Source organism: Streptomyces sp. HUAS MS02 (assembly GCF_055702265.1).
Genome location: NZ_CM146747.1, coordinates 9,337,814 through 9,360,165, shown reverse-complemented (window position 1 = coordinate 9,360,165; position 22,352 = coordinate 9,337,814). Strand labels below are relative to the sequence as shown.

The window sequence follows — 22,352 nt, the reverse complement described above, 5'->3', positions numbered from 1 at the left end:
GGGTGCGTACCCGGCCCTTTCTCGTGCTCGTCCTCACCGGGTTTTCGGCCCGGCGGAGCGTTGCACGTCCGTCGTGTGCGCGCTCTCAGCCCTGCTGGAACAGCTCCGCCGGGAGCGGCTTGAGCAGCGCGTAGAGGTCGTCGGTGATGGGGCGGTCCCAGGCGGCGATGGTCACCAGGACGTTGTCGCTGCGGTCGAACTGGACGCAGGAGATCCGGGACTCGGAGAGCTTGAGGCGGCGGACGATCAGCAGGTTGTCGCCCTGCATCACCGGGAGGTCCTCGGAGCCGACGACGGTGATGTCCTCCTCGTTCTCCAGGGCGACCAGCAGCTGGGCGACCTCGAAGGGGATCTCGCCGTCGGCGACCTCGCGCGCCGGGGAGCCCTCCGGGAGGTTGCCGATGATCATCGCGGGGCCGCGGCCGCCGTAGAGGTCGTAGCGCAGGAAGACGCCCTGGCAGCTGCCGTCGGGGGCGGGCAGCAGACCGGCACCGAGATTGCCCGGCCAGTCGCCCGGATCCATGGCCAGTACGTCGAAATCGGGCCCGGCGGGAGTGGCGCTGCGGCGGCGGAGGAAGGACATGCCGCAATGGTACGGCGTGTCGTCCCACGGTGGAGCCGAGGGAGCGCCGGGGAGAACCGTCCGTGCGGTCAGGCCGAGGTCTTCCTGTGGCGGTCGTGGTGGCGGGCCACCCGGGCCCGGTTGCCGCAGGCGGGTTTGCACCACTCCTGGCGGGGGTGCTCCTTGAGGAAGTAGCGCACGCAGCGCGGTGCGTGACAGGCGCGCAGCCGATGTCGTTCGGGGCTCGCGAGGAAGGCGAGCGCGGCGCGGGCGAGGGCGGCGGTGAGCGGGTCCTCGCCGGTGGCGGGCCGGTGGTGCACGACGGGGTCGGCACCGGGGCCCCAGGTGAGGACCGGGACGGTCGGGGTGAGGGCGGCGGCCTCGTTGAGGCGCGCCAGGGCCTCGGGGACGGGCAGCAGGCGGGTGGCGTCGGCGGGGCTGGGCTCGCCGGGGGCGACGGCGCGGGCGAAGAGGGCGCGGACGGCGCCGCGGAGGTCGCGGACGGAGGTGAGCATGGCCTCGTCGACGGCCGGGCCGAGGGTGGCCGGGAGGTCGTCCGTGTGGGCGCGGACCCAGGTGGCGAGCGCCATGACATCGGTCAGGTCGTCGGCGACACCGCCGCTGCCGTCGTGGCGGACGGTCAGGGCGAGGTCCAGGGCGAGCCGCGCGTCCCCGCTGGTCGAGTACTCCATGCCGCTAATGATAGAGGAGCCCACATCCATTAATTCTTGCCGAGTGACGCGCGCGGAGCATGCGGAGAATTCCGCGCACCCGCATTCCCCGCGTTTCCCCGCATTCCCCCGTGAATTCTGGACAATTGCGGGTGAATTTTGGCACGGTGAGGCGGAGCGGCCCGTAATTCGAACACGCGGCCGATTCTTTCTGGGGGTTCGCTCATGCCACCCGTACAGCTCGCACCGGACGTCGCCGCCTTCTACACCGAGCAGAGCGCGTTCACCGACCCGGGCGACCTCGCCCCGCTCTACGCCGGCCTCCCGCGCGATCCGGCCCGACTCGCCCGCGTGGCACGGGATCTGATGATCCATCGGGGCGAGGGCGGGACGTTCGGCCACACCGTGGCGCGGGAGCGGCTGCACGACGACGCCGAGACGCGCTACCTGGACGACATCCTGCGGCTCATCGTCGAACGCAACGACGCGCCGCTGACGCACCGCCGTGAGCCCGGGGACCGGTTCGTCGGTGTGTGCCGCGACTTCTCGCTGCTGCACTGCTCGCTGCTGCGGCACTTCGGCGTGCCGGCCCGGCTGCGCTCGGGCTTCGCCACGTACTTCGGGGAGAACGGATTCCACTGCGACCATGTGGTCACCGAGTACTGGGACCCGGCGCGGGGCTGGCTGTTCGCCGACGCGCAGTTGGCCGAGCCGTTGGTCGCCGACGAGTGGGGGATCGACTTCGACCCGATGGACGTACCGCGCGACCGCTTCCTGGTGGCGGGCAAGGCGTGGCGGGCCGTCCGGGCGGGTGAGGCGGACGCCCGGACGTTCGGCCTGCACCCGCCGGAGGACGGGCCGCTGAACGGGGAGTGGTTCGTGGCCGGGAACGTCCGGCTCGATCTCGCGGCGCTGAACAAGGTCGAGACGCTGCTGTGGGACATCTGGGGCACCGAGACGGAGGCGGGCCAGGAACTCGTCGACCCGGTCCGCGAACTGTACGACGAGGTCGCCCCGGTGGTGGGCGACGAGGTGCGCTTCGCCGCGGCGCGCGAGCTGTTCGCGGAACGTGAGGGGCTGCGGACACCGCGGACCGTGCTGTCGCTGGCGCCCTACAACGGCCCGCGCGAGGTCACCCTGCGCTGACGCCGCCGTGGGGTGGGCGGCCGGACCGCCCACCCCACGGCACGTACGGCGGCTCAGGTCAGGTCGAACTCGCCCTCACGGGCCCCCGACACGAAGGCGCCCCATTCCGCGGGGGTGAAGATCAGCGAGGGGCTCTCGGGGCTGCCGCTGTTGCGCATGGCGATGAAACCCTCGACAAAGGCGATCTGGACATCTCCCCGCCCCTGGCTGCTCGACCGCCAGTCCGCGTTGCTCAGGTCCAGTTCCGCCGGCTTGTGCCAGCCATCGAGGGATCGCTGCTGCATGGTGGTCTCGGCCACGTCCGTGCTCCTCCCGGTTCGTCGTCCGCCCGCCAGACTAGCGATCGGCCCCCACCGCGCACAGGCCGTGCGAGGGGAAGGGTTCAGGAGACGGGTGGCTCGGCGCCCACGAGCCACATCGAGAAGAACTGCGAGCCGCCGCCGTAGGCGTGCCCCAGGACCCGTCGGGCGCCCTCGACCTGGTGTTCTCCGGCGAGACCCCGCACCTGGAGCGCGGCCTCGGCGAACCGGATCATGCCGGAGGCACCGATGGGGTTGGTGGAGAGGACCCCACCGGACATGTCGACCGGAAGGTCCCCGTCCAGCTCGGTGACCCCGGACTCCGTGAGCTTCCAGCCCTCCCCCTCGGCGGCGAAACCCAGGTTCTCCAGCCACATCGGCTCGTACCAGGAGAACGGCACGTACATCTCCACCGCGTCGATCTCCCGGCGCGGATCGACGATGCCCGCCTGCCGGTACACGTCGGCCGCGCAGTCCCGCCCCGCACGCGGCGACACGCTGTCCTTGCCCGCGAACAGGGTGGGTTCACTGCGCATCGCGCCGCCGTGCATCCACGCGGCGGGCCGGGGGGCACGCGCCGCGCCCGCCCGGTCGGTGAGGACCATCGCCACGGCCCCGTCGGAGGACGGGCAGGTCTCCGAGTAGCGGATCGGGTCCCACAGCATGGGCGAGGCCTGCACCTTCTCCAACGTGATGTCGTGCTCGTGGAGATGGGCGTACGGGTTCTTCAGCGCGTTTCTGCGGTTCTTGAACGCGACCAGGGAACCGACGGTCTCGGGCGCACCGCTGCGCCGCATGTACGCGCGCACGTGCGGGGCGAAGAAGCCGCCCGCGCCCGCGAGCAGCGGCTGCTGGAACGGGATCGGCAGGGACAGCCCCCACATGGCGTTGGATTCGGACTGTTTCTCGAAGGCGAGGGTGAGCACCGTGCCGTGGACACGGGCCGCGACCAGGCTTGCGGCGACCAGTGCCGTCGAGCCGCCGACCGAGCCGGCCGTGTGCACCCGCATCATGGGCTTGCCCACCGCGCCGAGCGCGTCCGCGAGGTACAGCTCGGGCATCATGACGCCCTCGAAGAAGTCGGGCGCCTTGCCGATGACGACGGCCTCGATGTCGGCCCAGCCCAACTCGGCGTCGTCGAGGGCCCTGCGGGCGGCTTCCCGGACGAGCCCGGCGATCGACACGTCCCGGCGCGCCGCCACGTGCTTGGTCTGGCCGACCCCTACGACGGCCACGGGCTCCTTGCTCATCGGGGATCCCCTTCGAGTACGGCGACCAGGTTCTGTTGGAGACACGGGCCGGAGGTGGCGTGCGCGAGCGCCCGGTCGGACTCGCCCCGGTGGATGCGGGCGGCGGCCTCGCCGATGCGGATGAGCCCGGCGGCCATGATCGGGTTGGCGGCCAGGGCCCCGCCCGACGGGTTGACGCGCACGGTCTCGTCGAGCCCGAGGGCCCTGCGCAGGACGACCTCCTGGGAGCTGAACGGTGCGTGCAACTCGGCGGTGTCGACGGGCCGTTCGTAGGCTCCGGCCCGCTCGGCGGCGAGCCGGGCGGACGGTGAGTCGGTCAGGTCGCGCACACCAAGGCCATGAGCCTCGATGCGGTGGTCGATGCCCCGGATCCAGGCGGGCCTCTCGCACAGTTCCCTGGCCCGCTCCCCCGCCGCGAGGACCACGGCGGCGGCCCCGTCGCCGATGGGCGGGCAGTCCCCGGTGCGCAACGGCCGGACGAGGTAGTCGCCTTGGGGCACCGAACCCCTCAGCTGGGCATGGGAGTTGGCGGTCGCGTCCGCGCGGCTGCGCGCCCCGACCGCCGCCAGGGCCGGTTCGTCCGTGGCTCCCGCGTCGATGAGGGCCTGGGCCTGGAGGGCGGCCAGGGCGACGGAGTCGGGCCACAGCGGGGCCACGTAGTACGGGTCCAGCTGCCGGGTGAGGACGTCCCGTACGGAGCCCGGCGAGGACTTGCCGTAGGAGTAGACGAGCGCGGTGTCGGCGTCCCCCGTGCGGAGTTTCACCCAGGCCTCGTAGAGCGCCCACGCCCCGTCCATCTCGACGTGGGACTCGGAGATCGGCGGCCAGGCGCCGACGCCGTCGAGGGCGAGGGTGAAGGAGAAGGCGCGGCCGGCGAGGTAGTCGCTGGAGCCGGAGCAGGTGAAGCCGATGTCGGCGGTCTTCAACCCGGTCCGCTCCAGGACCTGGTGGAGCACCGGCATGAGCATCTCCACCTCGGAGACCTCGTCGGTGGTGCGCCGGTGGTCGGTCTGGGCGAAGGCGACGACGGCGATGTCACGGGCTCCCGGGGCTTCTTCGCGCGTCATAGCAGCTCCTTGTACATGTCGTAGTCCGCGTCGGGTTCGCCGGTGGGCCGGTAGTGGTCGGGGTAGCGGGCCCCTTGCGTCCACACCGGCTCCACGCGCAGCCCCATGCGCACCTGGTTGTAGGGGATGCCGGCGATCCGGCCGTGCAGGGCGAGCCCGGCGCCGTCGAGGGCGATGTGGGCGTAGACGTACGGGACTTCGATGTCCAGGTTCTTCGCCTTGATGTTGACGATGCAGAAGGTGGTGACCGTGCCGCCGGGACCGACCTCGACGCGCTCCCGCGTGGCGACCCCGCAGGTCGGGCAGGCGCCACGGGGCGGGACGTACACCTTGCGGCAGGACGGGCATCGTTCGCCGACGATGCGCCGGTCGCCGAGGGCCTCGATGTAGCCGGTCTGGGCGCGTCCAGGCGAGTAGGTGTAGTCGAGGCGGGCGGCGGCGACGATGCCCGTGATCGCCTCCTGGAACTCTCCACTGTGGCCCGCCGGTTCCACCGGTCCGCCGTCGTACGGTTCGAAGCAGGCGATGTCCGTGATGGCGCCGGACCGCTCCTCGGCCCACCGCACCCGGACCCGCATACCGGTGCGGACGGTGTCCGGGCCGGGCGCGTCAAGGGCGTGCAACAGGGCCGTGTCGGCGCCGTCGAGTTTCACCAGCACCCAGGCGAAGGGGGTGTCGAGGGGCTGCCCGCGACGGGGTTCGTGGTTCCAGGCCCAGGTGGTGACGGTTCCGGTGGGGGCGACCTCGACGAGGTCCCGGATCTCCTCGGCGGTGACGGGGTCGTACTCGACGGGCGGCACCAGCACCCTGCCGTCCCCCGTGCGCACCCCGAGGACGACCCGCTCCCGCAGCCCGGTGAGAAAGGCGCTCTGCACGGGGCCGACGGACCGGGTGAACGGAAACTCGACGGTGAGGGGGGCCTTGAGGATCACGGACATCGAAGCTTGCCTCCTTGAACAGAGGGTCACGTACGTTTTCGGGGGCGCAAGGAACCGCGCGACCAGCCACGACGGACCCGCAGCCGAAACACGACCTGGCGGTACGCCTACGCCCGCCTGTAAACAGGCGCCCGCTTCTCGGCGAACGCCCGAGCCCCTTCCTTCGCGTCGGCCGTGTCGAAGACCGGCCACCCCCGCTTCAACTCGGCGGCCAGCCCCTCCGCCTCGGTCATCTCGGCCGTCTCGTACACGGACGCCTTCACCGCCTCCACGGCCAGCGGCCCGCACGCGTTGATCTGTTCAGCGATCTCCAGGGCTTTCGCCAGGGCTGTGCCGTCGGGCACCACATGACCGACCAGACCGATCCCGGCCGCCTCCTGCGCGCTGTAGGGCCGACCAGTGAGCAGCATCTCCAACGCGTGCGTCCGGGGGATCTGCCGCTGGAGGCGGACCGTGGAGCCGCCGATCGGGAAGAGCCCGCGCCTGACCTCGAAGAGGCCGAACGTCGCCGACTCCCCCGCGACACGGATGTCCGTGCCCTGGAGGATCTCCGTGCCGCCGGCGACACAGTGGCCCTCGACGGCGGCGACGACCGGCTTGCGCGGCCGGTGGTGACGCAGCATCGCCTTCCAGTGCAGATCGGGGTCGGCCTTGAGCCGGTCCCGGTACTGCTGCCCCTCCATCCCCTTGCCCGCGAGGGCCTTCAGGTCCATCCCGGCGCAGAAGGCACCGCCGGCTCCCGTGAGGACGATCGAGCGGACCTCCTCGTCCTCGTCGGCCTGGACCCAGCCGTCGTACAGGCCGACCAGCATCGGCAGCGAGAGCGCGTTCTTGGCCTCGGGCCTGTTGAGCGTGAGCACCAGTGTGGCGCCTTCGCGTCGCACGGTGAGGTGTTCGGTGCCGCCCATCCGGTGTCCTCCGTCCACAGGAAACGAGAACAGGTTGCAGGAGCCGGGTCGGCACTTCAAGGGTTTTCTGACAGACAGTCAGATTTCTGTGCGTGGACTCTTCACAGTTGTGCCGCCCTTTGCTCTGATGACCGGCAACCGAGGGGCAGCGAGGTCAGGAGGAGTGCGGTGGAGTACAACCTTGCCGACCTGTTCGAGTCGGTCGTCGACGTCGTCCCCGACCGGGCGGCGCTCGCGTACCTCGACATCCCCGGTACGGGCGCGGAACGCCGGCTGACCTATGCCGAACTGGACGCGGCGGCGAACCGGATCGGCCATCATCTGCTCGACGGCGGGATACGGCCCGGCGAGCACGTCGGCCTGCACCTCTACAACGGCGTCGAGTACCTGCAGACCGCGCTCGGCTGCCTCAAGGCGCGGATCGTGCCGGTCAACGTCAACTACCGCTATGTGGAAGAGGAGTTGGTCTACCTCTACCGGGACGCGGACCTGGCCGGGCTGGTCTTCGACGCGGAGTTCACGGGGCGGGTGGCGGCCGCGCTGCCGCGGACGGAGAAGCTGCGGCACCTGGTGCGGGTGGGGACCCCCGCGCCGGACGCGTCCGCCCTCGACGCCGTCGCCTTCACCGAGGCGGAGGCGGCCGCGTCCGACGGGCGGGACTTCCCGGCCCGCTCGGGCGACGACCAGTTCATCATCTACACCGGCGGCACCACGGGCATGCCCAAGGGGGTGATGTGGCGTCAGGAGGACCTGTTCTTCTCGGGGTTGGGCGGCGGCGCACCGACCGGGGAACCGGTGAAGTCCCCGGAGGAGCTGGCCGAGCGGGTCGCCGCCGGGGGCGACGGGATCACGTTCTTCCCCACGGCCCCGCTGATGCACGGGACGTCCACGCTCACCGCGTTCATCGGGTTCAACTTCGGGCAACGGGTCGTGATCCACCGCAAGTTCGTGCCCGAGGAGGTCCTGCGCACCATCGAGCGGGAGAAGGTCACCAGTGTGTCCCTGGTCGGCGACGCGATGCTGCGCCCGCTGATCGACGCGCTCGACGGGCCGCTGAAGGGCACCGACTGCTCGTCACTGTTCAGTGTGTCGTCCTCCGGGGCGATCATGTCCGAGACGGTCCGGCGGCAGTTCCAGGCCCTGGTGCCGAACGCGGTGCTTCTGAACAACTTCGGCTCGTCGGAGTCCGGTTTCAACGGCACGGCCACCCAGGACGCGGGCGCGGGCGACGGTTTCCGCATCCGCGTGCACTCCCGTACGCGGGTCGTGGACCCGGCGACGTACGAGCCGGTCCCGGTCGGTGTGCCCGGCCGGGTGGCGCAGCGGGGCCATGTCCCCCTCGGCTACTACAACGACCCTCGCAAGACCGCCGAGACCTTCTTCGAGCGGGACGGCGAGCGCTGGGTGCTCCTCGGCGACATGGCGACCGTCGACGAGGAGGGTGTCGTCACGGTCCTCGGCCGGGGGTCGCAATGCATCAACACCGGTGGCGAGAAGGTGTATCCGGAAGAGGTCGAGCAGGCGCTCAAGGCCCATCCCGACGTCTACGACGCGCTGGTCGCCGGGGTGCCGGACGTCCGGTGGGGCAATCATGTGGCCGCCGTGGTGCAGCTGCGCGAGGGGGCCGCCCGGCCGTCGCTGGAGGACATCCAGACCCACTGCCGCACCCGGCTCGCCGGCTACAAGATCCCCCGCCAGCTGGTCCTCACCGACGCCATCCAGCGCTCCCCCAGCGGCAAGGCGGACTACCGCTGGGCGCGCTCGGTGGCGGTGGCGGCGGACGCGTGAGCCGGCCACCCCTGGGGGGGCGCCTGGGCCGTCCGTGGGGGGCGGACGCGTGACCCGTCCGTGAGACGGTCACGGGTGGTGCCCCCGCGCCGTTGCTTCGTCGCGGCCCCGTCGGGAGCGCGTCCGGTCAGGGGCGCGCGAAACGGTCCCGCAGCTCGCGCTTGAGGATCTTTCCGCTGGCGTTGCGCGGTAGTTCGTCCACGAAGAAGACCCGCTTCGGTGCCTTGAAGTGGGGGAGCTTCTCGCGGGCGTGGGCGATCAGTTCGTCCTCGGTCGCCTCGCCCCGGGGGACGACGACCGCCGCGACGGCCTCGATCCAGTGGTCGTCGGGCAGGCCGATCACCGCGACCTCGGCCACCCTGTCGTGGGTGTAGAGCGCGTCCTCGACCTGACGGGAGGCGATCAGGACGCCACCGGAGTTGATGACGTCCTTCACCCGGTCCACGACCGTGAAGAACCCGTGGGCGTCACGAACCGCGAGGTCCCCTGAGTGGAACCAGCCGTCGCGGAAGGCCGCGGCGGTCTCCTCCGGCTTCTCCCAGTAGCCCTCGCAGAGTTGGGGCGACTGGTAGACGATCTCGCCGGGAGAACCGTCGGGCACCTCCTCGCCGTCCTCGTCGACGACCTTGGCCTCGACGAACATGACGGGACGCCCGCAGGAGTCCATCCGGCCCTTGTGCTCGTAGGGACCGAGGACCATGGACAGCGGGCCGATCTCGCTCTGTCCGAAGCAGTTGTGGAAGGCCAGCTTCGGCAGACGCTCCCTGAGACGTTCCAGGACGGGCACCGGCATGATCGACGCCCCGTAGTAGGCCTTGCGCAGCCCGCCGAGGTCACGGGTGTCGAAGTCGGGGCGGTTCGCGAGGGCGATCCACACCGTGGGCGGGGCGAACAGGCTGTCGGCGCGGCCCTCCTCCACCAGGTCCAGGATCCGGTCGCCGTCGGGTCCGTCGAGGATCGTGTTGGTGGCCCCGACCGCGAGGTACGGCACCAGGAACACATGCATCTGTGCCGAGTGGTAGAGCGGTAGGGAGTGCAGGGGCAGGTCGCCCGCCTGGAGGTCCAGGGCGGCGATCGCGCTGAGGTACTCGTGCACCAGGGCGCGGTGCGTCATCATCGCGCCCTTGGGGAGCGCGGTGGTGCCCGAGGTGTAGAGGAGCTGGACGAGGTCCTCGGCGCGGGGCTCCTCGCCGTCGTACGGCTCGGTGGCCGCGAGGCGGGTGAGGAGCGAGTCGTCCGCGTCCCGCAGCGCCAGGGTGCGGGTGCCGCCGGGGAGGTGGACGGCCAGGTCCGGGTCGGTGAGGACGAGGGTGCTGCCCGACTGGTCGAGGATGTAGGAGAGGTCGTCCCCGGTGAGGTTCTGGTTGACCGGGACGTGCACCAGGCCGGCTCGGGCGGCACCCAGGAAGGCGATCAGATAGGCGTCCGAGTTGTGGCCGTAGGCGGCGACCCGGTCGCCCGGTGCGAGGCCGGCGTCGCGCAGGGCACGGGCGGCACGGGAGACGGCGTCGTCCAGTTCGGCGTAGGTCCAGGACCGTTCGCCGTAGTGGATCGCGGTGCGGGCGGGGGTCCGCCGGGCGCTGCGCCGCAGCGTCCCGTCGACCGTCACGCTGCGACCAGCCGTCATGTCCCGCTCTCCTTCGTCCAGGTGCTGCCGCGATCCTCGTTCCGTCGCGCGAGCCAGGTCAAGCGCGTCGGCCCCCGTGGCCGGTGTCCGGCGCACATGGCGGGAAGTCGCTCAACCCCGACCTTCGAACGGTGAGTCGCCTTGAGGGAAGATCCATCACCCGTATGGACTACGTGGACACGTGTCGACCTGCTCAATCGTTTCTTCCTCCGACGACGTTGGGATCTGTCCGCCGCCGTGCGCACGACCTTCGTATGCGACCACCCGGCCAGCCCCGACCTGCGCCGCGAGATCCACGGCGGCCTCCGGTTCGTGGAGAACCGGAACAGCGCGAACACGGTGCTCCAGTAGGGCAAGGACGGCGCCCTGACCGGCCCGGACAAGGAGCACGCCGATACCTCGATGCTCGCCCTGCACTTGGCCAGGCGGGCGAGGGCCCAACCGCTGCCGGCGTCGGCGGCCTGTCGCGCCAGGGCCTCGGCCCGCTCGGAATCCCCTGCCGAGCTCGGACCCTGCTGTGGGGGTCCGGGTCACCAGGTGATGGAAGCGCGGTGTACTGGTCGGCGTATTCGGGCCAGACAGTACCCACGACCAGGCCCTGGACGTCGCCGTGCGGGATGCCACGAAAGGCCACAGTCGGATGCTGATATTGGTCGGCAGCTCGTCAACCGGGAAAACGAGGGCATGTTGGGAAGCCCTCCAGTCGCTCACCATGCTGGGATGGCGCCTGTGGCATCCCTTCGGCCCAACCCCAGGGCGGAGGCAGCGCTGGAGGACCTGCACCCGCAGCACCCTGCACGACACGGGACTGGGCACCTACCGCTGGGTGGTCGTGCGAAGTTTTGCGTGGCTGCACGGCTTCCCACGTCTGCGCACCCGATGGGAACGGCGAGCCGACATCCACCTCAAACTCGCCTGCTGCCTCATCACCCACCCTCAGGGACGAGCACGGCGTCGGCAAAAGAATTGAAGTCTTTGATGCGAGCGTCAGAGTCGAAGATGTTGTGCCGTGTACCACTTTCTGGCGCCCCGTTGTGTTCGGTCCATTCCTCAGAGGGTGAGAGCACCCGACATCAGTGCATTCGCAGGCACGAGGTAATCGTCGTACGTAACGCCCACGGCGGTGGCCGTGGCCCCAGTTGGGCTTCGCTCGGATGCGGAGCCAATGGGACGGTCCCGCTGCCAGTGTCGGGATTCCCGGTGGAGGGCGTGTAGTGCTGTGTCGTCGGGGGTCCTCTCGTGAAACCGCCTGGATCCAAATCCGATTGCTCCTTCGCGGCCGGTTGCGCATCCTGCTCGGATGCGCTTCTCCATCAACATCCCCAACTTCGGTGACTTCGCCGACCCCCGTAACGTCGCGACTGTAGCGGCGGCCGCCGAACAGGCCAGCTGGGACGGACTCTTCGTCTGGGACCACGTACTGCATCGACAACACCAAGGGCGCCCCTTCGCAGACCCCTGGATGCTGCTGACCGCGGCCGCGCTGGCGACCTCGCGGATCCGGCTGGGCACCTTACTGACGCCGGTCCCCCGTTATCGTCCGCAGCAACTTGCCCGCCAGGTGGCAACCCTGGACCATCTCAGCGGCGGCCGGGTGATCTTCGCAGCTGGCCTGGGCGGGCCGGTCGAGGACGAGTACCGCAGCTTCGGCGACACCGCCGAACCACAGCTCCTCGCCGAGCGGCTGGACGAGGGGCTGGAGCTGTTGAGGCGCTGGTGGTCCGGCGAGGCGGTGGACCATCGTGGCCGGCACTACGAGGTCCGGGACGTGACATTGCTGCCCGCAACCGTGCAGCGGCCTGGCCCGCCGGTGTGGATCGGCGGGTTCTGGCCGCGTCGCCCGCCGATGCGGCGGGCAGCGCGGTGGGACGGGGCGGTGCCTCTCTTCGAGACGGCCCGGCACGGCCATGTGCCCGATGTGGCTGCGGTTCGGGAGCTTGTCGGTTATGTGCGCAAGCACCGTGCGGGTGGGGCCGAGCGGCCTTTCGAGCTCGTGCTCGGCGGTGCCACGCCCTCGGATGCCGTGAAGGCCAAGGATGTGATCGGTCCGCTGCGTGACGCCGGCGCCACTTGGTGGGACGAACGGCAGGTCCAGATCGGCCCCGATCTGGACCGCTTGCCTCCGGTAATGCGCCGGATCGAGGCGGGGCCGCCGGTGATCTGATCAGCCTTTCGAGGATGTGCCGGGTTTGTCGATCGGTGTCGACCACCACACGGTGGCCCGGTATGTGAAGATGCGGGCCGCTGGTCAGCATCCCGACCAGCGCCGTCACTGGGCCCGCGCGATCGACGACTATCTGCCGAAGATCGAGGAACTGGTGGTCCGTTCGCAGGACAAGATCCACTCGGATATGGTGCACAAGGGGATCGTCGCGATGGGCTTCACCGGCGGGGAACGCACGACCCGCCGCACGGTTGCCGAGGCGAAAGCCCGGTTCAGGGCTGGTCGGCGGCGGGTCCATAGGCCGTGGGTCACTTCTCTGAACTTGCCTGAGCGATGATCGAGTCCGTCGTCTCAGTACTCGCGGTGGAGTTCGTGGTAGGTGCGGGAGCCGAAGAAGCGCAGGCCGTCGATCACGGTTCCGGACTGGATTTCCTGCAGAGTCCAGGGATGGGCGGAGTAGTCGTCGGTGGCCACTCCTCCATGCTCAAGCAGCAGCGCGACCAGTTGGTGAACCTCTGCGGTGTCGTCGATCCGCCCGGTGACATCGATCTGCACCGCCCAGCTGGGGTGGTGTCCGACGGCCGCGTCGAGAACCGCGACGTCGTCGGGATCCCAGTCGGAGAAGAGGTAGCCGGTCTGCTCATCGTCGATGTCTATGTATAGGTTGCCGTCCAGAGTCCACGGATCCCGCTGCTGGGGCAGGTGCTGATCGAGAGAGGCGATGGTCTCAGCTCGCTCACCTGCGGGGAACACGAAAACGCTGCGCATGTGATGGAGCGTAGGTGGTGCGGCTTCGCGGCGACTACGGATATTGAGGGCTGGTGCGGGTCGGCCGATGTCGTACGGACGGCGATGTCGGCGAAGGTGGGCATGCCGAGGTCGACGGCGGCAGCGCGTTGGGCGATGAGGTTGTCGAGCTGGGCGAGTTTGGCGTTCGCTGCGGCCAGGCTGACCTTGAGCCCTTCGGCCTCGCCGCCCCAGCCTTCGCGTTCGGCCTCGGCAATGCGGGCGATCAGGTTGTCGCGGATTTCGATCAGGCGTGGCCGTTGGGCCGGATCGGCCCGCAATAGCGGGCATCGGATGTCCCGTTGACCGAACTAGCTTGGGCTCCCTTCGAGGTCAACTCTTAGTGATGACAAGGGGGTTGTGCCTCCCGCTGACGGGTGGCGGTGACTGCGCGTGTGGTGGTGGATCTGGTTTCATCGCGTGTCGTCCAGTAGGTCGGCCCGTGGAGGAATGGATGCCAGAGCACAGCGCGACGGTCCGGAACGTGGCGACGCTGTAGGTGGCGAGGGTCGGCCGCGTCGAGAAGACCGATGACCCTCTGCGGCCGTTCCGGCTCGTAGACGCCGATGGCACCGAGGTGGCGGCGGTCAGTGAATTCCTGCACCACATGCTCGCCGACGACGCGAGTCCGACGTCGCTGCGGTCCTACGCCTATGAGCTGTTGGCGTGGGTCCGGTTCTTACGCGCCGTGGACGTTCCCTGGCATCTGGCGAGCCGCGTCGAGGCCCGTGACTTCGCACTGTGGCTGAAGACCACGAAGAAGCCGCCCCGGCGGCGCCGTCCCGACGCGCCCGCCCCGGGCTCGGTGAACCCGGTCACGGGGAAGGCCACACCCGGCGAGAACTATGCCGCTCGGACCAGACGGCACGCTCGCGCGGTGATCCGCTCGTTTTACGAGTACCACCGCGAGACCCACGGCCGACCGCTGATCAACCCGTTCCCGCAGGGCGGAGCTGCCGACGAGGGGAGTCCGAACGCACATCACAACCCGATGCAGCCATTCCGGCAGCCCTCGCGCCGGGGCACCTATCAGCCCAAGGAGCCCAAGCCGACCCCGAGGATCATTCCTGAGCAGGCATTCAACGACCTGTTCGCCGGGTTGAAGTACAACCGGGACAGGGCTCTGATCGCGTTCTACATCTCCACCGGAGCCCGCGCCTCTGAACTGCTCGGCGTCCCGCAGGGCCTGGTCGCTCCCGGGGACCAGACGATCGGCGTGGTCCGCAAGGGCAACCAGGTCCTGCAGCACCTTCCCGCCTCCGCCGACGCGTTCGTGTGGCTGCGGCTCTACCAGCAAGAACTGTGCGGCATGGTTCCCAAGCACCCGTCGGAACCGCTGTGGTGGACGCTGCGACGGCCCTTCCGCCCTCTGGAGTACGACGCGACCCGGATGGTCTTCACCCGTGCCAACCAGCTGCTCGGCGCGAACTGGACCCTGCACGACCTGCGGCACAGCGCGGCCAAGAGGATGGTCCGCGATCCGAACCTGACCCTCGCCGACGTGCAGTGGGTTATGGGACATGCCCACATCACCACCACGGAAATTTACATCGCTCCCACGCCCGACGAGGTCGTCGCCCACGTCCTGGCCCACCATGAACGACAGCGCGCCGAGCAGGCCAAGCCGCCGGCCCCGCCGGCGCCGGGTTACCGCCTCGAGGTGCTGGCAGCGCTGTTCGGCACTTCGGCTGCGGGCGGCGAAAACCGGTGAACCCGACCGCGAACGTCGACGTCGCCAGGGCCGTCGAGCCACATGAGGTAGACAAAGCGCTGGAGTGGGAACCGCGAGTCGGCGAAGCGAGCTGGTGGCAGACCCGTCAGAGCCGGGAGAGCCTGGTCGAGCGGCTGCTTGGATTGTTCACCGACCCCGGTGCGGGCCTGACCCGCGACAAGACCCGGCGGCGGGGCCTGGGCAAGCTGCTGGACTGGCTCGAAGGCCAGCCCGGAGAGACCTGGCAGGATCGCTGGATGGCCAGCGGGGCGGACGACGCCGGTTTCGAGTGGACCGATCTGCCCCTCCAGGGACGCGGCACTCCCAAGAGCCACTGGCGCGATGAACTGGCCACGGGCCTGGTGCTCCTGGTCGCCGGGCAGGCGATCCGCCCCAGCTACCCGTGGCTGCTGCGGCAGCGCGTGACGGTGATGCTCACCGAGACCCGGGCCGCCAGCGACCCCGATGCCTTCCAGCGGCTCGAACAACTGGCCCAGCACGCGACCCCGACAGCGAGGTCCGACGCCCTGAACAAGCTCACCTGGATCGTGATCCGCAAGGGCGGGCTGGTCAGCGAAATCACCGTCGGCGACTGCATCGAGCTGACCGCCGCACTGGAGGAACACCACTTCCGCGGCAGCGCCGGCCGGCCGCTGTTCTACGCTCTGCTCAAGGAGACCGGCGTGCTCCCGGCCAGCGCACCGCTGCGGCTGCGGGCGCTTCGCATCGAGGGCCGCCGCAGCGTCGAGCAGATCGTCGACGCGTACGGCATCGAGTGCCGGCCCGTCCGGGACCTGCTGGTCGAGTACTTCACTGAGCGGGCTCCCGAGCTCGATCACGTCTCGCTGCGGTCCATCGCCCGCAACCTGTGCCGGTTGTTCTGGCGCGACCTGGAGATCCACCGTCCGGGCATCGACTCGCTGCGACTGACGCCCGAGGTCGCGAAGGCGTGGAAGGAACGACTGGCCTTCATCCGTGACGCCCAGGGCCAGCCGGTGCGGGAGCGGGTGAACTTCCGCAGCGAGCTGGTGTTCGTCCGGGCGTTCTACCAGGACATCGCACGCTGGGCCGCCGACGATCCAGCGCGGTGGGCGCCCTGGGTGGCACCGTGTCCGATCAAGGCGAACGAGTGCGCGATGAAGAAGTCCAGGTCCGGGGTGAAGTCCCGGATGGACCAGCGGACCCGGACCCAGCTGCCGCTACTGCCCGCCCTGCTTCGCGCCGTCGAGCGGCAGCGCAAGGACGCCGAGGCTCGCATCACCGCGGCCCGCGCGACGCCAGCCGGTGGACGGTTCCTCGTTGCCGGGGAGGAGTTCGAACGCTGCGGGTCCGGGCAGGCCCGCCGCGTCTACGTCACCGAGGTGGCCGTCGGCAGGCGGCGGAACCTGACCCACGAGGAGGAGGCGGCGTTCTGGTCCTGGGCGACGGTGGAGGTGCTGCGGCACACCGGCATCCGGATCGAGGAGATGCTGGAGCTCACCCACCACAGCTTCATCGCCTACACCCTGCCCACCACCGGCGAGGTGGTGCCGATGCTGCAGGTCGCCCCGTCCAAGACCGATGCGGAGCGACTGCTGCTGGTCTCCCCGGAGCTGGCGGAGGTGCTGACCGCGGTCATCTTCCGGGTCCGGGCCGGGAACGCCGCTCTGCCGCTGGTGTCGGCCTACGACGTGTTCGAGCAGACCTGGAGCCCGCCCATGCCGTTCCTGTTCCAACGCCGGTACGGCACCGAGGACCGGCCGCTGACCCGCAGCTACATTCGCGAGTGCCTGGTCGCGACCTCGCAGTCCGCCCAGATCACCGTGGCCGGCGACCCGCTCGAATGGCGCCCCCACGACTTCAGAAGGATCTTCGTGACCGACGCCATCCGCTCCGGACTGCCCCCGCACATCGCCGCGAAAATCTGCGGACACGCCGCTCTGGACACAACCATGGGCTATGCCGCGATCTACCCAGAGGACGTGATCTCCCATCACCGGGCCTTCATCGCCCGTCGCAGAACCGAACGGCCCAGCGAGGAGCACCGCGAGCTCACCACCACCGAGTGGAACGAGTTCCTGGCCCACTTCGAACTCCGCAAGGTAGCCCTGGGAACCTGCGGCCGCGACTACGCGACCCCGTGCCAGCATGAAAACGCCTGTGTCAGATGCCCCCTACTTCTCGTGGACCCGGCCCAGATGCCACGTCTCCAGGAGATCCACGCCAACCTCGTCGACCGCCTCCAGGAGGCCCGCGACCAGGGCTGGCTTGGTGAGGTCGCCGCCATCGAGACCACCATGGCCGCCGCCGCGCAGAAGCTGGAGGCCATGCGCGAGCGTGCAACTCAGCCGTCCACGGTCCACCTCGGCATGCCCGACATCCGGCGCGACACCGGACGAAGCAGCGCAGACGTTGAGAGATCCTTCCCATCGGATCCTAAGCTTCGCGGATGACCTATGAAGAGTTGTGCTGGGAACCGATAGCGGCGCTTCCAGAAGGAGAGCCCGAGACGTCCTTCGGTGGGCGTTGGGAGGACCGGCTCTGGTTGAACGTTCCTGGCCCCTTCTATACCGGCATCGCCGATAACTGTTGGACGGGCAGGCTGCACGCACCGCGTCATGTGCTCTACGGCGGCGAGTACTTCGGTGAATATGTGTATCGCCAGCCGGCGACCACGGCCGAGGTCCTGAACCTGGTGACAGCAGCCCAGGAAGATCCGTACCGCGGCTATGCCTGCGACGGCGACAGCCGATGGACACCCGAGGCTGTTCGGGACTGGTGGCGCGACCGTGGGCGGGTCACCGAGTACCTGGAGTCCCTCCTGCCCACATGGTCCTCCAGCGACAGGTCTGACGAGCGGGAAGCCGCGGAGGGGCTGAGGGACTTTGCCGCCTACATCACTGAAGGGCTCGGCGCGGACCTCCGGAGGTACCTCTTCCGGCTTGAAGAGGGCTGCTACCCAAAGAACTCTGGACCACTGCCTGAGCTCCGATAAGCAATGACGGCTATGGGGTGCTCGGTGCGCTCGCCCCTGGATACCCGTGAAGTGGGCTCAGGTGCGAGGCGGCGCGACCTCAATTGCCGTGGCTGGGCCATACGATCGGCTCCGTGAGGCCCAGGAACAGGGTTGGCTGGGCGAAGTCGCCGCGATCGAGGCCAGCCTTGCCGCCGCCGAACAGGAGCTCGCCGCCATGCGCGACTTCGTGGCCCGACACAGCACCGTCGATCTCGGTATGCCCGATTTCCGCAGCGTCGTCGCGCGCATCGACTCCGAGTCGTCAAACGAAGGTGCGAAGCAGTAGTTCTGAGGACTACAACGAGGGGATGACCGTCTTCCTCTGTTCCAAGTGCGGCACCGCGATCACGCCGGAGCTGGCCGAGCTGGCCGCCGTCCCCGACCCCTCCGACGACGAACACGACCGGGACAAGGAGACACGCCGGGCACCCTCCACCGTTCCGCGGGGCCGCTACGCGATCAATCCTGAGCCCTGGGGGCCTCCCTACGTCGTGCAGGACGATCAGGAGGATGCGAAGCCGGCTCAGTCCCGAGGGCCGCTGGTCTGCCGCGAGGAGGGCTTCGTCATCTCTGCGGGCGTCCCGGGCACGGTGCTGATGCATCCTGAGGACGCCCCCGACCTTCAACCGCTGCCTAACTGGGAGAACAGCACCGGCTGCTGCGGGCCGACGGGTGACGAAGGACTCAACCGAGCCTGTCCCTGCGGCGCCCCGGTCGCGACGCTAGCGGCAGACTGCTTCGGGCCCTACGAACTGCATCTCGACCCCGTCCGAACCTACGCGTTCTCTCAGTAGGCACGCTGAACGGCCGCCCCGGAGCGCGACACGCCCGAGACCGGCTCTTGTCCGGCGACTTCACGACTACTTTCCGTTGCGAAGGCACTTCGATGACGAGCTAAGCGTCGAGCTGGGCTGGTTCGGATAAGCAGCTGTGCTCGTGAATGCAGCTGGTGCCGTAGGCTCGCCCGCAGTCGCCGAGGGCGACCTTGCGTCGTTCGAAATGGCTGAGGAACTCTTCCCACTCTTCCTCGGTGGGGCGGCGGTACTCCTCGCTGGGTCGCAGTTCCCGGCGGCGGGCGATGAAGGCGCGGTGCCCGTTGATGGCCTCCTCGGGATAGACAGCCTTGTAGCCCATGGTCGTGTTGATGTCGCGATGTCCGAGGATCAACTGGGCGATGTGGGGCGGCATGCCATTCATGACGGCGTCGGTGGTGAAGATCCTCCGGAAGTCGTGCGGCGCGAAGTGCAGCGGCTTGCCGCTCGTGTCGGTCAGCCCAGTGCAGGCCAGCGCGTCCTGCAGGAGGTCACGGAGGCCGGCGATGGGGATCGGCCGATCCTCCAGGCCGATCTTGCGCTGGAACAGCAGCGGCATGGGTGGGTTCCAGACCTTCTCGTGGTGGTCGTAGGCGATCACAAGGGGGACGGCGCCGTCAGCAGTGCGAACACGGCAGATGATTGCGGAGAGGACATCGGCGAGTTCCGGCGAGATGACCAGCAACCGTTCCTCGTCGGTCTTGGACGGGGCGATCTGCAGGAGCGGAACGAGCTCGCCGGTGCTCGGCAGCCGGTATTGGACCAGACTGTGGTGCGAGATCTCGCTCAGCTCCTCGATCCGGATGCCGGTCATGCGCAGGACCTCGATCGCGGCCCAGCCCCAGAAGGCGTTGCTCTCCTCCCGCGCCAGATTCCGGCGCTGGCCGGTTTCGGGTTCTTCAGCCCAAAGGTGGGGGGAGTGCCGCTTGAGGGCTGCGCGTCGTAGCGTCTGCCCGCCCGCGGTGAACAGTTCACCGGGCCGGACGCGTTCGGCGGACTCCAGGCGGGCCGCGGCGGCTTTGCGATTCCGGTCGACGGCGCCGATCAGAGTCGGCAGGACGGGGAGGCGCTCGCGGGTGCGCTGGTCCATCCGGGCCTTCTGCCGGGACTTCATCTTGCGGTGCTGGACATCGTCCGCGCGGACCGGGCAGGGGACGGCCCAGGGGCCCAGCGGGAGGGTTCGTCGAGTGCCCACTGCGCCAGGTCCAGGTAAAAGGCGCGGACGGTCATCAGGGTGTCGGAGGCGGTGGCCCGTTCCACTGTGGTTTCCACGACCTGGCCGTGCTCGTCGGTGGTACGGACGGTCCGGACCTGCAGACGCCGCTTCCAGGCGGCGGCGACGTCCGGTGCGAGCCGGAGCGAGTCGATGCCGGGGTGGTGCGTTTCCAGGTCCTTCCAGAACCACAGGGCAAGCGCGGTCGCCAGGCCGGTCAGGGTGTTGTAGTCGACGGACGGCTGACGTTCCCGCAGGCAGTCGACCAGCAGGTCGCGGACGGGGCGGCAGGCCAGGTCGTAGCGGTCGACGAGCTGCTCGACCGCGAGCTGGCCGGGGAAGCGTGTGCTGAACATGCGGACCGAAGACGGCGCGTCGACGGGGAAGACGCCGAGGGAGTGCAGTAGTTGGTAGAAGAACGGGCTATGTCGGGTGGACTTGGCCGGCCCTGGGAAGACTTCCCGGCTGGTCTTGAGCAGTTCCAGGCAGTCGCCAGGGGTGACATCCACGGCCGTGCCGCCCTTGGCCGCCATCATGAGCGCAATCTTCTCGATCGCGGGAAGCACCGTGGAGTCACCGACCGTGCTCGCGGTTCGCAGGGCTCGAAGCTTTGCGATGGCCTCGCCGTCGCGGACGCGCTCCATCTCGTTCGCGATCCGAAGTGGTGAACCGGTGGCCAACAGCCAGCCCAGATCAGGCCGTAGGACATCGCCACCGATCAAGTGGACCAGGCCCATGCCGAGGATGCTGAAGATCCGCTCGCCGCGAGGGCCAAGGTTGTCGACACCCTTCAGGTCGCTGATGAGGCGGATCCGCCAGTCCACGCGTCCGTCGATGCCCGCCCCGCTGGCGTTCCACCGTTCCTGCCAGGTGCTGCCGGGCTGCATCTCCAGCCAGTCGAGCACCTTGAGCAGGCTCAGCTTCCGATTGCAGCGCGTCTGGGAATCGTGTCCCAGGAACGGCGGCGTAAGCATCCGGGCCACCACGGTGGCCCGGGATTGTCGCGTCGCGGGCCAGCTCTTCGGGTTGCTGCGAGGCGGGAACCTCTTCCAGAGGGCCACGGCCTCCGAGCTGAGCTGCCATGGCCGAGTGGCCACCGCGGCGGTGATCGCGGGGGTGGTCACGGCCGTCCCCGGCCGAACAGGACGTCCAGCCTCTCCGGACGGTAGTGCAGCGACGGCGCTGTGGGCTCTGTCTGTTCTTCCGTCCGACGGCGGTGGTGGGCCAGGACTCCTTCGATGACGTCCTCCGCGGTGGGCGTGACATACCGTTGAGTCATGGACAAACGGGCATGTCCGAGAACCCATTGGATGTCTGTGATCGGCATGAGCGGGTCGCGGGCCAGCCGGTAGGCCGCAGTGTGCCGAAGGTCGTGCAGCGACCAGTTCGACCCGAGCGCAGTGTTCGCGCGGACGAACATCGCCCGCGCGGCGTGGTAGTTGAGTGCGCGCAACGGCCGTCGCAGCGTCCACCACAGCGGGACATCCGGGCCGGTGGGCACCAGCCCGTGCATCTGTTGCTGGTAGAGCCGCAGCCAGACGAACGCGTCCGGCGAGGCCGGCAGCTGCTGCATCGCGCGTGACCCTTTGCGGACCACCGTGACCAGCTGCCGCCCCGGATCCGTGCCCGAGGACACGACGCCGAGCAGTTCCGAGGCCCTGGCTCCGGTCGAGATCCAGAAGGCGACCAGAGCCCGGTCGCGGTCCGAGGACAGCCGCGCGAACAGTTCGTTGAAGACCACATCGGGGATCTGCCGGGGAATTCGCTGAGGCTGCCGCGGCCGGAACAGCCCCGACTGCTGGGGGCGCCACGGCTCTATCGGGTTGTGGTGCGAGTTCACCCGAGGCGCCCTGGCCAGTGGAAACGGGTTCACCAGCGGGCCGGTTCCGGCCTCCAGGTGGTGGGCGTAGAAGCTGCGGAGCACCGTCTCGCTGTGTGCGACCGTCGAGGAGGCGTAGGTCGTCCCGATCGGCCGCTTCCCGTTGATCGGATTCACGGCCCGATCTGTACGCGGTTGTGCACGTTGGGCTGTACGTCGGCGTCGGGGAGGCTTGAGGGTGATCTGGATCCACCGCGAGAAGTCGCGGGCCTCGATCCTCGTCGCCTCGTGCCATGGCATCTCGATCGCCCACAAGAAGCGGAACCACCGCAGCAGATCCATGCCATAGGAACGCTGCGTCGTCGCGGGCCGACCCATCGCCTGCAACTCGTGCAGATACGTGGTGACCGCACCCACCGGGAGCCCCGCAGGATCAACCAGCTCATACGGCTCCCATAGATTGCCAGCCTCCACGAGCGAGCCCACCCGAGGAACCACCAGCGAGCTCAAGTCCCTTGGAACATCCCCACCTTCAGCCATGGACGGGGACGGTAACCACCCAGCTTCCCGCCTGTCCGAAGAACAAGAAGAGAATG

21 protein-coding genes and 2 pseudogenes are annotated in these 22,352 nt (G+C 69.2%); 11 read left to right on the top strand and 12 right to left on the bottom strand.

Translation table 11 applies throughout. The annotated features are described in order from the left end of the window. Window positions 1-85: 85 nt before the first annotated feature. On the bottom strand, window positions 86-583 hold the full coding sequence (locus ACZ9QC_RS40435; protein WP_472917667.1) for a hypothetical protein: 498 nt from the start codon (window positions 581-583) through the stop codon (window positions 86-88). Window positions 584-651: 68 nt separating this feature from the next. Beyond that, complete coding sequence (locus ACZ9QC_RS40430; RefSeq protein ID WP_472917666.1) at window positions 652-1,254, bottom strand: CGNR zinc finger domain-containing protein; 603 nt, start codon at window positions 1,252-1,254, stop codon at window positions 652-654. Window positions 1,255-1,458: 204 nt separating this feature from the next. On the opposite strand from ACZ9QC_RS40430, the gene ACZ9QC_RS40425 reads away from it, so the two are divergent. Then, window positions 1,459-2,379 carry a transglutaminase-like domain-containing protein gene (locus tag ACZ9QC_RS40425; protein ID WP_472917665.1) on the top strand — a complete coding sequence of 307 codons (921 nt, stop codon included), beginning with the start codon at window positions 1,459-1,461 and terminating at the stop codon, window positions 2,377-2,379. A 53-nt stretch (window positions 2,380-2,432) separates the two neighbouring features. On the opposite strand, the gene ACZ9QC_RS40420 is transcribed toward ACZ9QC_RS40425, so the two are convergent. The 5 genes from ACZ9QC_RS40420 to ACZ9QC_RS40400 all read right to left on the bottom strand — a co-directional run bounded on the left by ACZ9QC_RS40420 (window position 2,433) and on the right by ACZ9QC_RS40400 (window position 6,841). After that, window positions 2,433-2,678 carry a DUF397 domain-containing protein gene (locus ACZ9QC_RS40420; RefSeq protein WP_033526253.1) on the bottom strand — a complete coding sequence of 82 codons (246 nt, stop codon included), beginning with the start codon at window positions 2,676-2,678 and terminating at the stop codon, window positions 2,433-2,435. 83 nt (window positions 2,679-2,761) lie between these two features. Then, window positions 2,762-3,928, bottom strand: a complete 1,167-nt coding sequence (locus ACZ9QC_RS40415) for a thiolase domain-containing protein (RefSeq protein ID WP_472917664.1) — start codon at window positions 3,926-3,928, stop codon at window positions 2,762-2,764. After that, a complete protein-coding gene (locus ACZ9QC_RS40410) occupies window positions 3,925-4,995 on the bottom strand; it encodes a thiolase domain-containing protein (protein ID WP_472917663.1) in 1,071 nt (356 codons plus the stop codon). Before ACZ9QC_RS40410 ends, ACZ9QC_RS40415 begins: the two co-directional genes overlap by 4 nt. Beyond that, complete coding sequence (locus ACZ9QC_RS40405) at window positions 4,992-5,933, bottom strand: Zn-ribbon domain-containing OB-fold protein (protein WP_472917662.1); 942 nt, start codon at window positions 5,931-5,933, stop codon at window positions 4,992-4,994. The genes ACZ9QC_RS40410 and ACZ9QC_RS40405 overlap by 4 nt, the downstream gene beginning before the upstream one ends. A 107-nt stretch (window positions 5,934-6,040) precedes the next feature. Beyond that, entirely contained in the window at window positions 6,041-6,841 is an 801-nt protein-coding gene (locus tag ACZ9QC_RS40400) for a crotonase/enoyl-CoA hydratase family protein (protein WP_472917661.1), read from the bottom strand. 168 nt (window positions 6,842-7,009) lie between these two features. Between ACZ9QC_RS40400 and ACZ9QC_RS40395 the strand changes: the two genes are divergently transcribed. After that, window positions 7,010-8,629 (top strand): acyl-CoA synthetase, encoded by a 1,620-nt coding sequence (locus ACZ9QC_RS40395; RefSeq protein ID WP_472917660.1) that lies wholly within the window; start codon window positions 7,010-7,012, stop codon window positions 8,627-8,629. 127 nt (window positions 8,630-8,756) lie between these two features. On the opposite strand, the gene ACZ9QC_RS40390 is transcribed toward ACZ9QC_RS40395, so the two are convergent. After that, window positions 8,757-10,256 carry an acyl-CoA synthetase gene (locus tag ACZ9QC_RS40390; RefSeq protein ID WP_472917659.1) on the bottom strand — a complete coding sequence of 500 codons (1,500 nt, stop codon included), beginning with the start codon at window positions 10,254-10,256 and terminating at the stop codon, window positions 8,757-8,759. Between the two features lie 784 nt (window positions 10,257-11,040). Here ACZ9QC_RS40390 and ACZ9QC_RS40385 point away from each other — a divergent pair. From ACZ9QC_RS40385 to ACZ9QC_RS40375, 3 genes and pseudogenes are all read left to right on the top strand, one after another. After that, window positions 11,041-11,226: pseudogene (locus ACZ9QC_RS40385) on the top strand (IS5/IS1182 family transposase); the annotation flags it as partial. A gap of 330 nt (window positions 11,227-11,556) precedes the next feature. Further along, window positions 11,557-12,420: an LLM class flavin-dependent oxidoreductase gene (locus ACZ9QC_RS40380; protein ID WP_472917658.1), complete on the top strand. Its 864-nt coding sequence runs from the start codon at window positions 11,557-11,559 to the stop codon at window positions 12,418-12,420. A gap of 34 nt (window positions 12,421-12,454) precedes the next feature. Continuing rightward, window positions 12,455-12,745 (top strand): annotated as a pseudogene (locus ACZ9QC_RS40375) (IS21 family transposase); the annotation flags it as partial. A 26-nt stretch (window positions 12,746-12,771) separates the two neighbouring features. Here ACZ9QC_RS40375 and ACZ9QC_RS40370 read toward each other — a convergent pair. Next, window positions 12,772-13,188, bottom strand: a complete 417-nt coding sequence (locus ACZ9QC_RS40370; RefSeq protein WP_472917657.1) for a hypothetical protein — start codon at window positions 13,186-13,188, stop codon at window positions 12,772-12,774. A 53-nt stretch (window positions 13,189-13,241) separates the two neighbouring features. Between ACZ9QC_RS40370 and ACZ9QC_RS40365 the strand changes: the two genes are divergently transcribed. The 6 genes from ACZ9QC_RS40365 to ACZ9QC_RS40340 all read left to right on the top strand — a co-directional run bounded on the left by ACZ9QC_RS40365 (window position 13,242) and on the right by ACZ9QC_RS40340 (window position 18,706). After that, window positions 13,242-13,490 carry a hypothetical protein gene (locus tag ACZ9QC_RS40365; RefSeq protein ID WP_472917656.1) on the top strand — a complete coding sequence of 83 codons (249 nt, stop codon included), beginning with the start codon at window positions 13,242-13,244 and terminating at the stop codon, window positions 13,488-13,490. 215 nt (window positions 13,491-13,705) lie between these two features. Continuing rightward, window positions 13,706-14,917 (top strand): tyrosine-type recombinase/integrase, encoded by a 1,212-nt coding sequence (locus ACZ9QC_RS40360; RefSeq protein ID WP_472917655.1) that lies wholly within the window; start codon window positions 13,706-13,708, stop codon window positions 14,915-14,917. Then, entirely contained in the window at window positions 14,914-17,349 is a 2,436-nt protein-coding gene (locus tag ACZ9QC_RS40355) for a tyrosine-type recombinase/integrase (protein ID WP_472917654.1), read from the top strand. The genes ACZ9QC_RS40360 and ACZ9QC_RS40355 overlap by 4 nt, the downstream gene beginning before the upstream one ends. Beyond that, complete coding sequence (locus ACZ9QC_RS40350) at window positions 17,346-17,891, top strand: hypothetical protein (protein WP_472917653.1); 546 nt, start codon at window positions 17,346-17,348, stop codon at window positions 17,889-17,891. Before ACZ9QC_RS40355 ends, ACZ9QC_RS40350 begins: the two co-directional genes overlap by 4 nt. Window positions 17,892-17,937: 46 nt before the next feature. After that, entirely contained in the window at window positions 17,938-18,198 is a 261-nt protein-coding gene (locus ACZ9QC_RS40345) for a hypothetical protein (protein ID WP_472917652.1), read from the top strand. 22 nt (window positions 18,199-18,220) lie between these two features. Beyond that, window positions 18,221-18,706 carry a hypothetical protein gene (locus ACZ9QC_RS40340; protein ID WP_472917651.1) on the top strand — a complete coding sequence of 162 codons (486 nt, stop codon included), beginning with the start codon at window positions 18,221-18,223 and terminating at the stop codon, window positions 18,704-18,706. Between the two features lie 100 nt (window positions 18,707-18,806). Here ACZ9QC_RS40340 and ACZ9QC_RS40335 read toward each other — a convergent pair whose 3' ends face one another. From ACZ9QC_RS40335 to ACZ9QC_RS40325, 3 genes are read right to left on the bottom strand one after another with little or no spacing between them, the layout of a single operon-like run. Continuing rightward, complete coding sequence (locus ACZ9QC_RS40335) at window positions 18,807-19,814, bottom strand: tyrosine-type recombinase/integrase (protein WP_472917650.1); 1,008 nt, start codon at window positions 19,812-19,814, stop codon at window positions 18,807-18,809. Window positions 19,815-19,834: 20 nt separating this feature from the next. After that, window positions 19,835-21,061, bottom strand: coding sequence for a hypothetical protein (locus tag ACZ9QC_RS40330; RefSeq protein ID WP_472917649.1), 1,227 nt, complete (start codon window positions 21,059-21,061; stop codon window positions 19,835-19,837). Then, complete coding sequence (locus ACZ9QC_RS40325; RefSeq protein ID WP_472917648.1) at window positions 21,058-22,266, bottom strand: tyrosine-type recombinase/integrase; 1,209 nt, start codon at window positions 22,264-22,266, stop codon at window positions 21,058-21,060. Before ACZ9QC_RS40325 ends, ACZ9QC_RS40330 begins: the two co-directional genes overlap by 4 nt. Window positions 22,267-22,352: the final 86 nt, after the last annotated feature.

Coding starts and splice junctions, on each gene's coding strand:
- ACZ9QC_RS40415 (WP_472917664.1), bottom strand. CDS start 3,928: ATGAGCAAGGAGCCCGTGGCCGTCGTAGGGGTCGGCCAGACCAAGCAC.
- ACZ9QC_RS40400 (WP_472917661.1), bottom strand. CDS start 6,841: ATGGGCGGCACCGAACACCTCACCGTGCGACGCGAAGGCGCCACACTG.
- ACZ9QC_RS40380 (WP_472917658.1), top strand. CDS start 11,557: ATGCGCTTCTCCATCAACATCCCCAACTTCGGTGACTTCGCCGACCCC.
- ACZ9QC_RS40370 (WP_472917657.1), bottom strand. CDS start 13,188: ATGCGCAGCGTTTTCGTGTTCCCCGCAGGTGAGCGAGCTGAGACCATC.
- ACZ9QC_RS40405 (WP_472917662.1), bottom strand. CDS start 5,933: ATGTCCGTGATCCTCAAGGCCCCCCTCACCGTCGAGTTTCCGTTCACC.
- ACZ9QC_RS40340 (WP_472917651.1), top strand. CDS start 18,221: ATGACCGTCTTCCTCTGTTCCAAGTGCGGCACCGCGATCACGCCGGAG.
- ACZ9QC_RS40430 (WP_472917666.1), bottom strand. CDS start 1,254: ATGGAGTACTCGACCAGCGGGGACGCGCGGCTCGCCCTGGACCTCGCC.
- ACZ9QC_RS40435 (WP_472917667.1), bottom strand. CDS start 583: ATGTCCTTCCTCCGCCGCCGCAGCGCCACTCCCGCCGGGCCCGATTTC.
- ACZ9QC_RS40350 (WP_472917653.1), top strand. CDS start 17,346: ATGACCTATGAAGAGTTGTGCTGGGAACCGATAGCGGCGCTTCCAGAA.
- ACZ9QC_RS40390 (WP_472917659.1), bottom strand. CDS start 10,256: ATGACGGCTGGTCGCAGCGTGACGGTCGACGGGACGCTGCGGCGCAGC.
- ACZ9QC_RS40425 (WP_472917665.1), top strand. CDS start 1,459: ATGCCACCCGTACAGCTCGCACCGGACGTCGCCGCCTTCTACACCGAG.
- ACZ9QC_RS40410 (WP_472917663.1), bottom strand. CDS start 4,995: ATGACGCGCGAAGAAGCCCCGGGAGCCCGTGACATCGCCGTCGTCGCC.
- ACZ9QC_RS40335 (WP_472917650.1), bottom strand. CDS start 19,814: ATGGACCAGCGCACCCGCGAGCGCCTCCCCGTCCTGCCGACTCTGATC.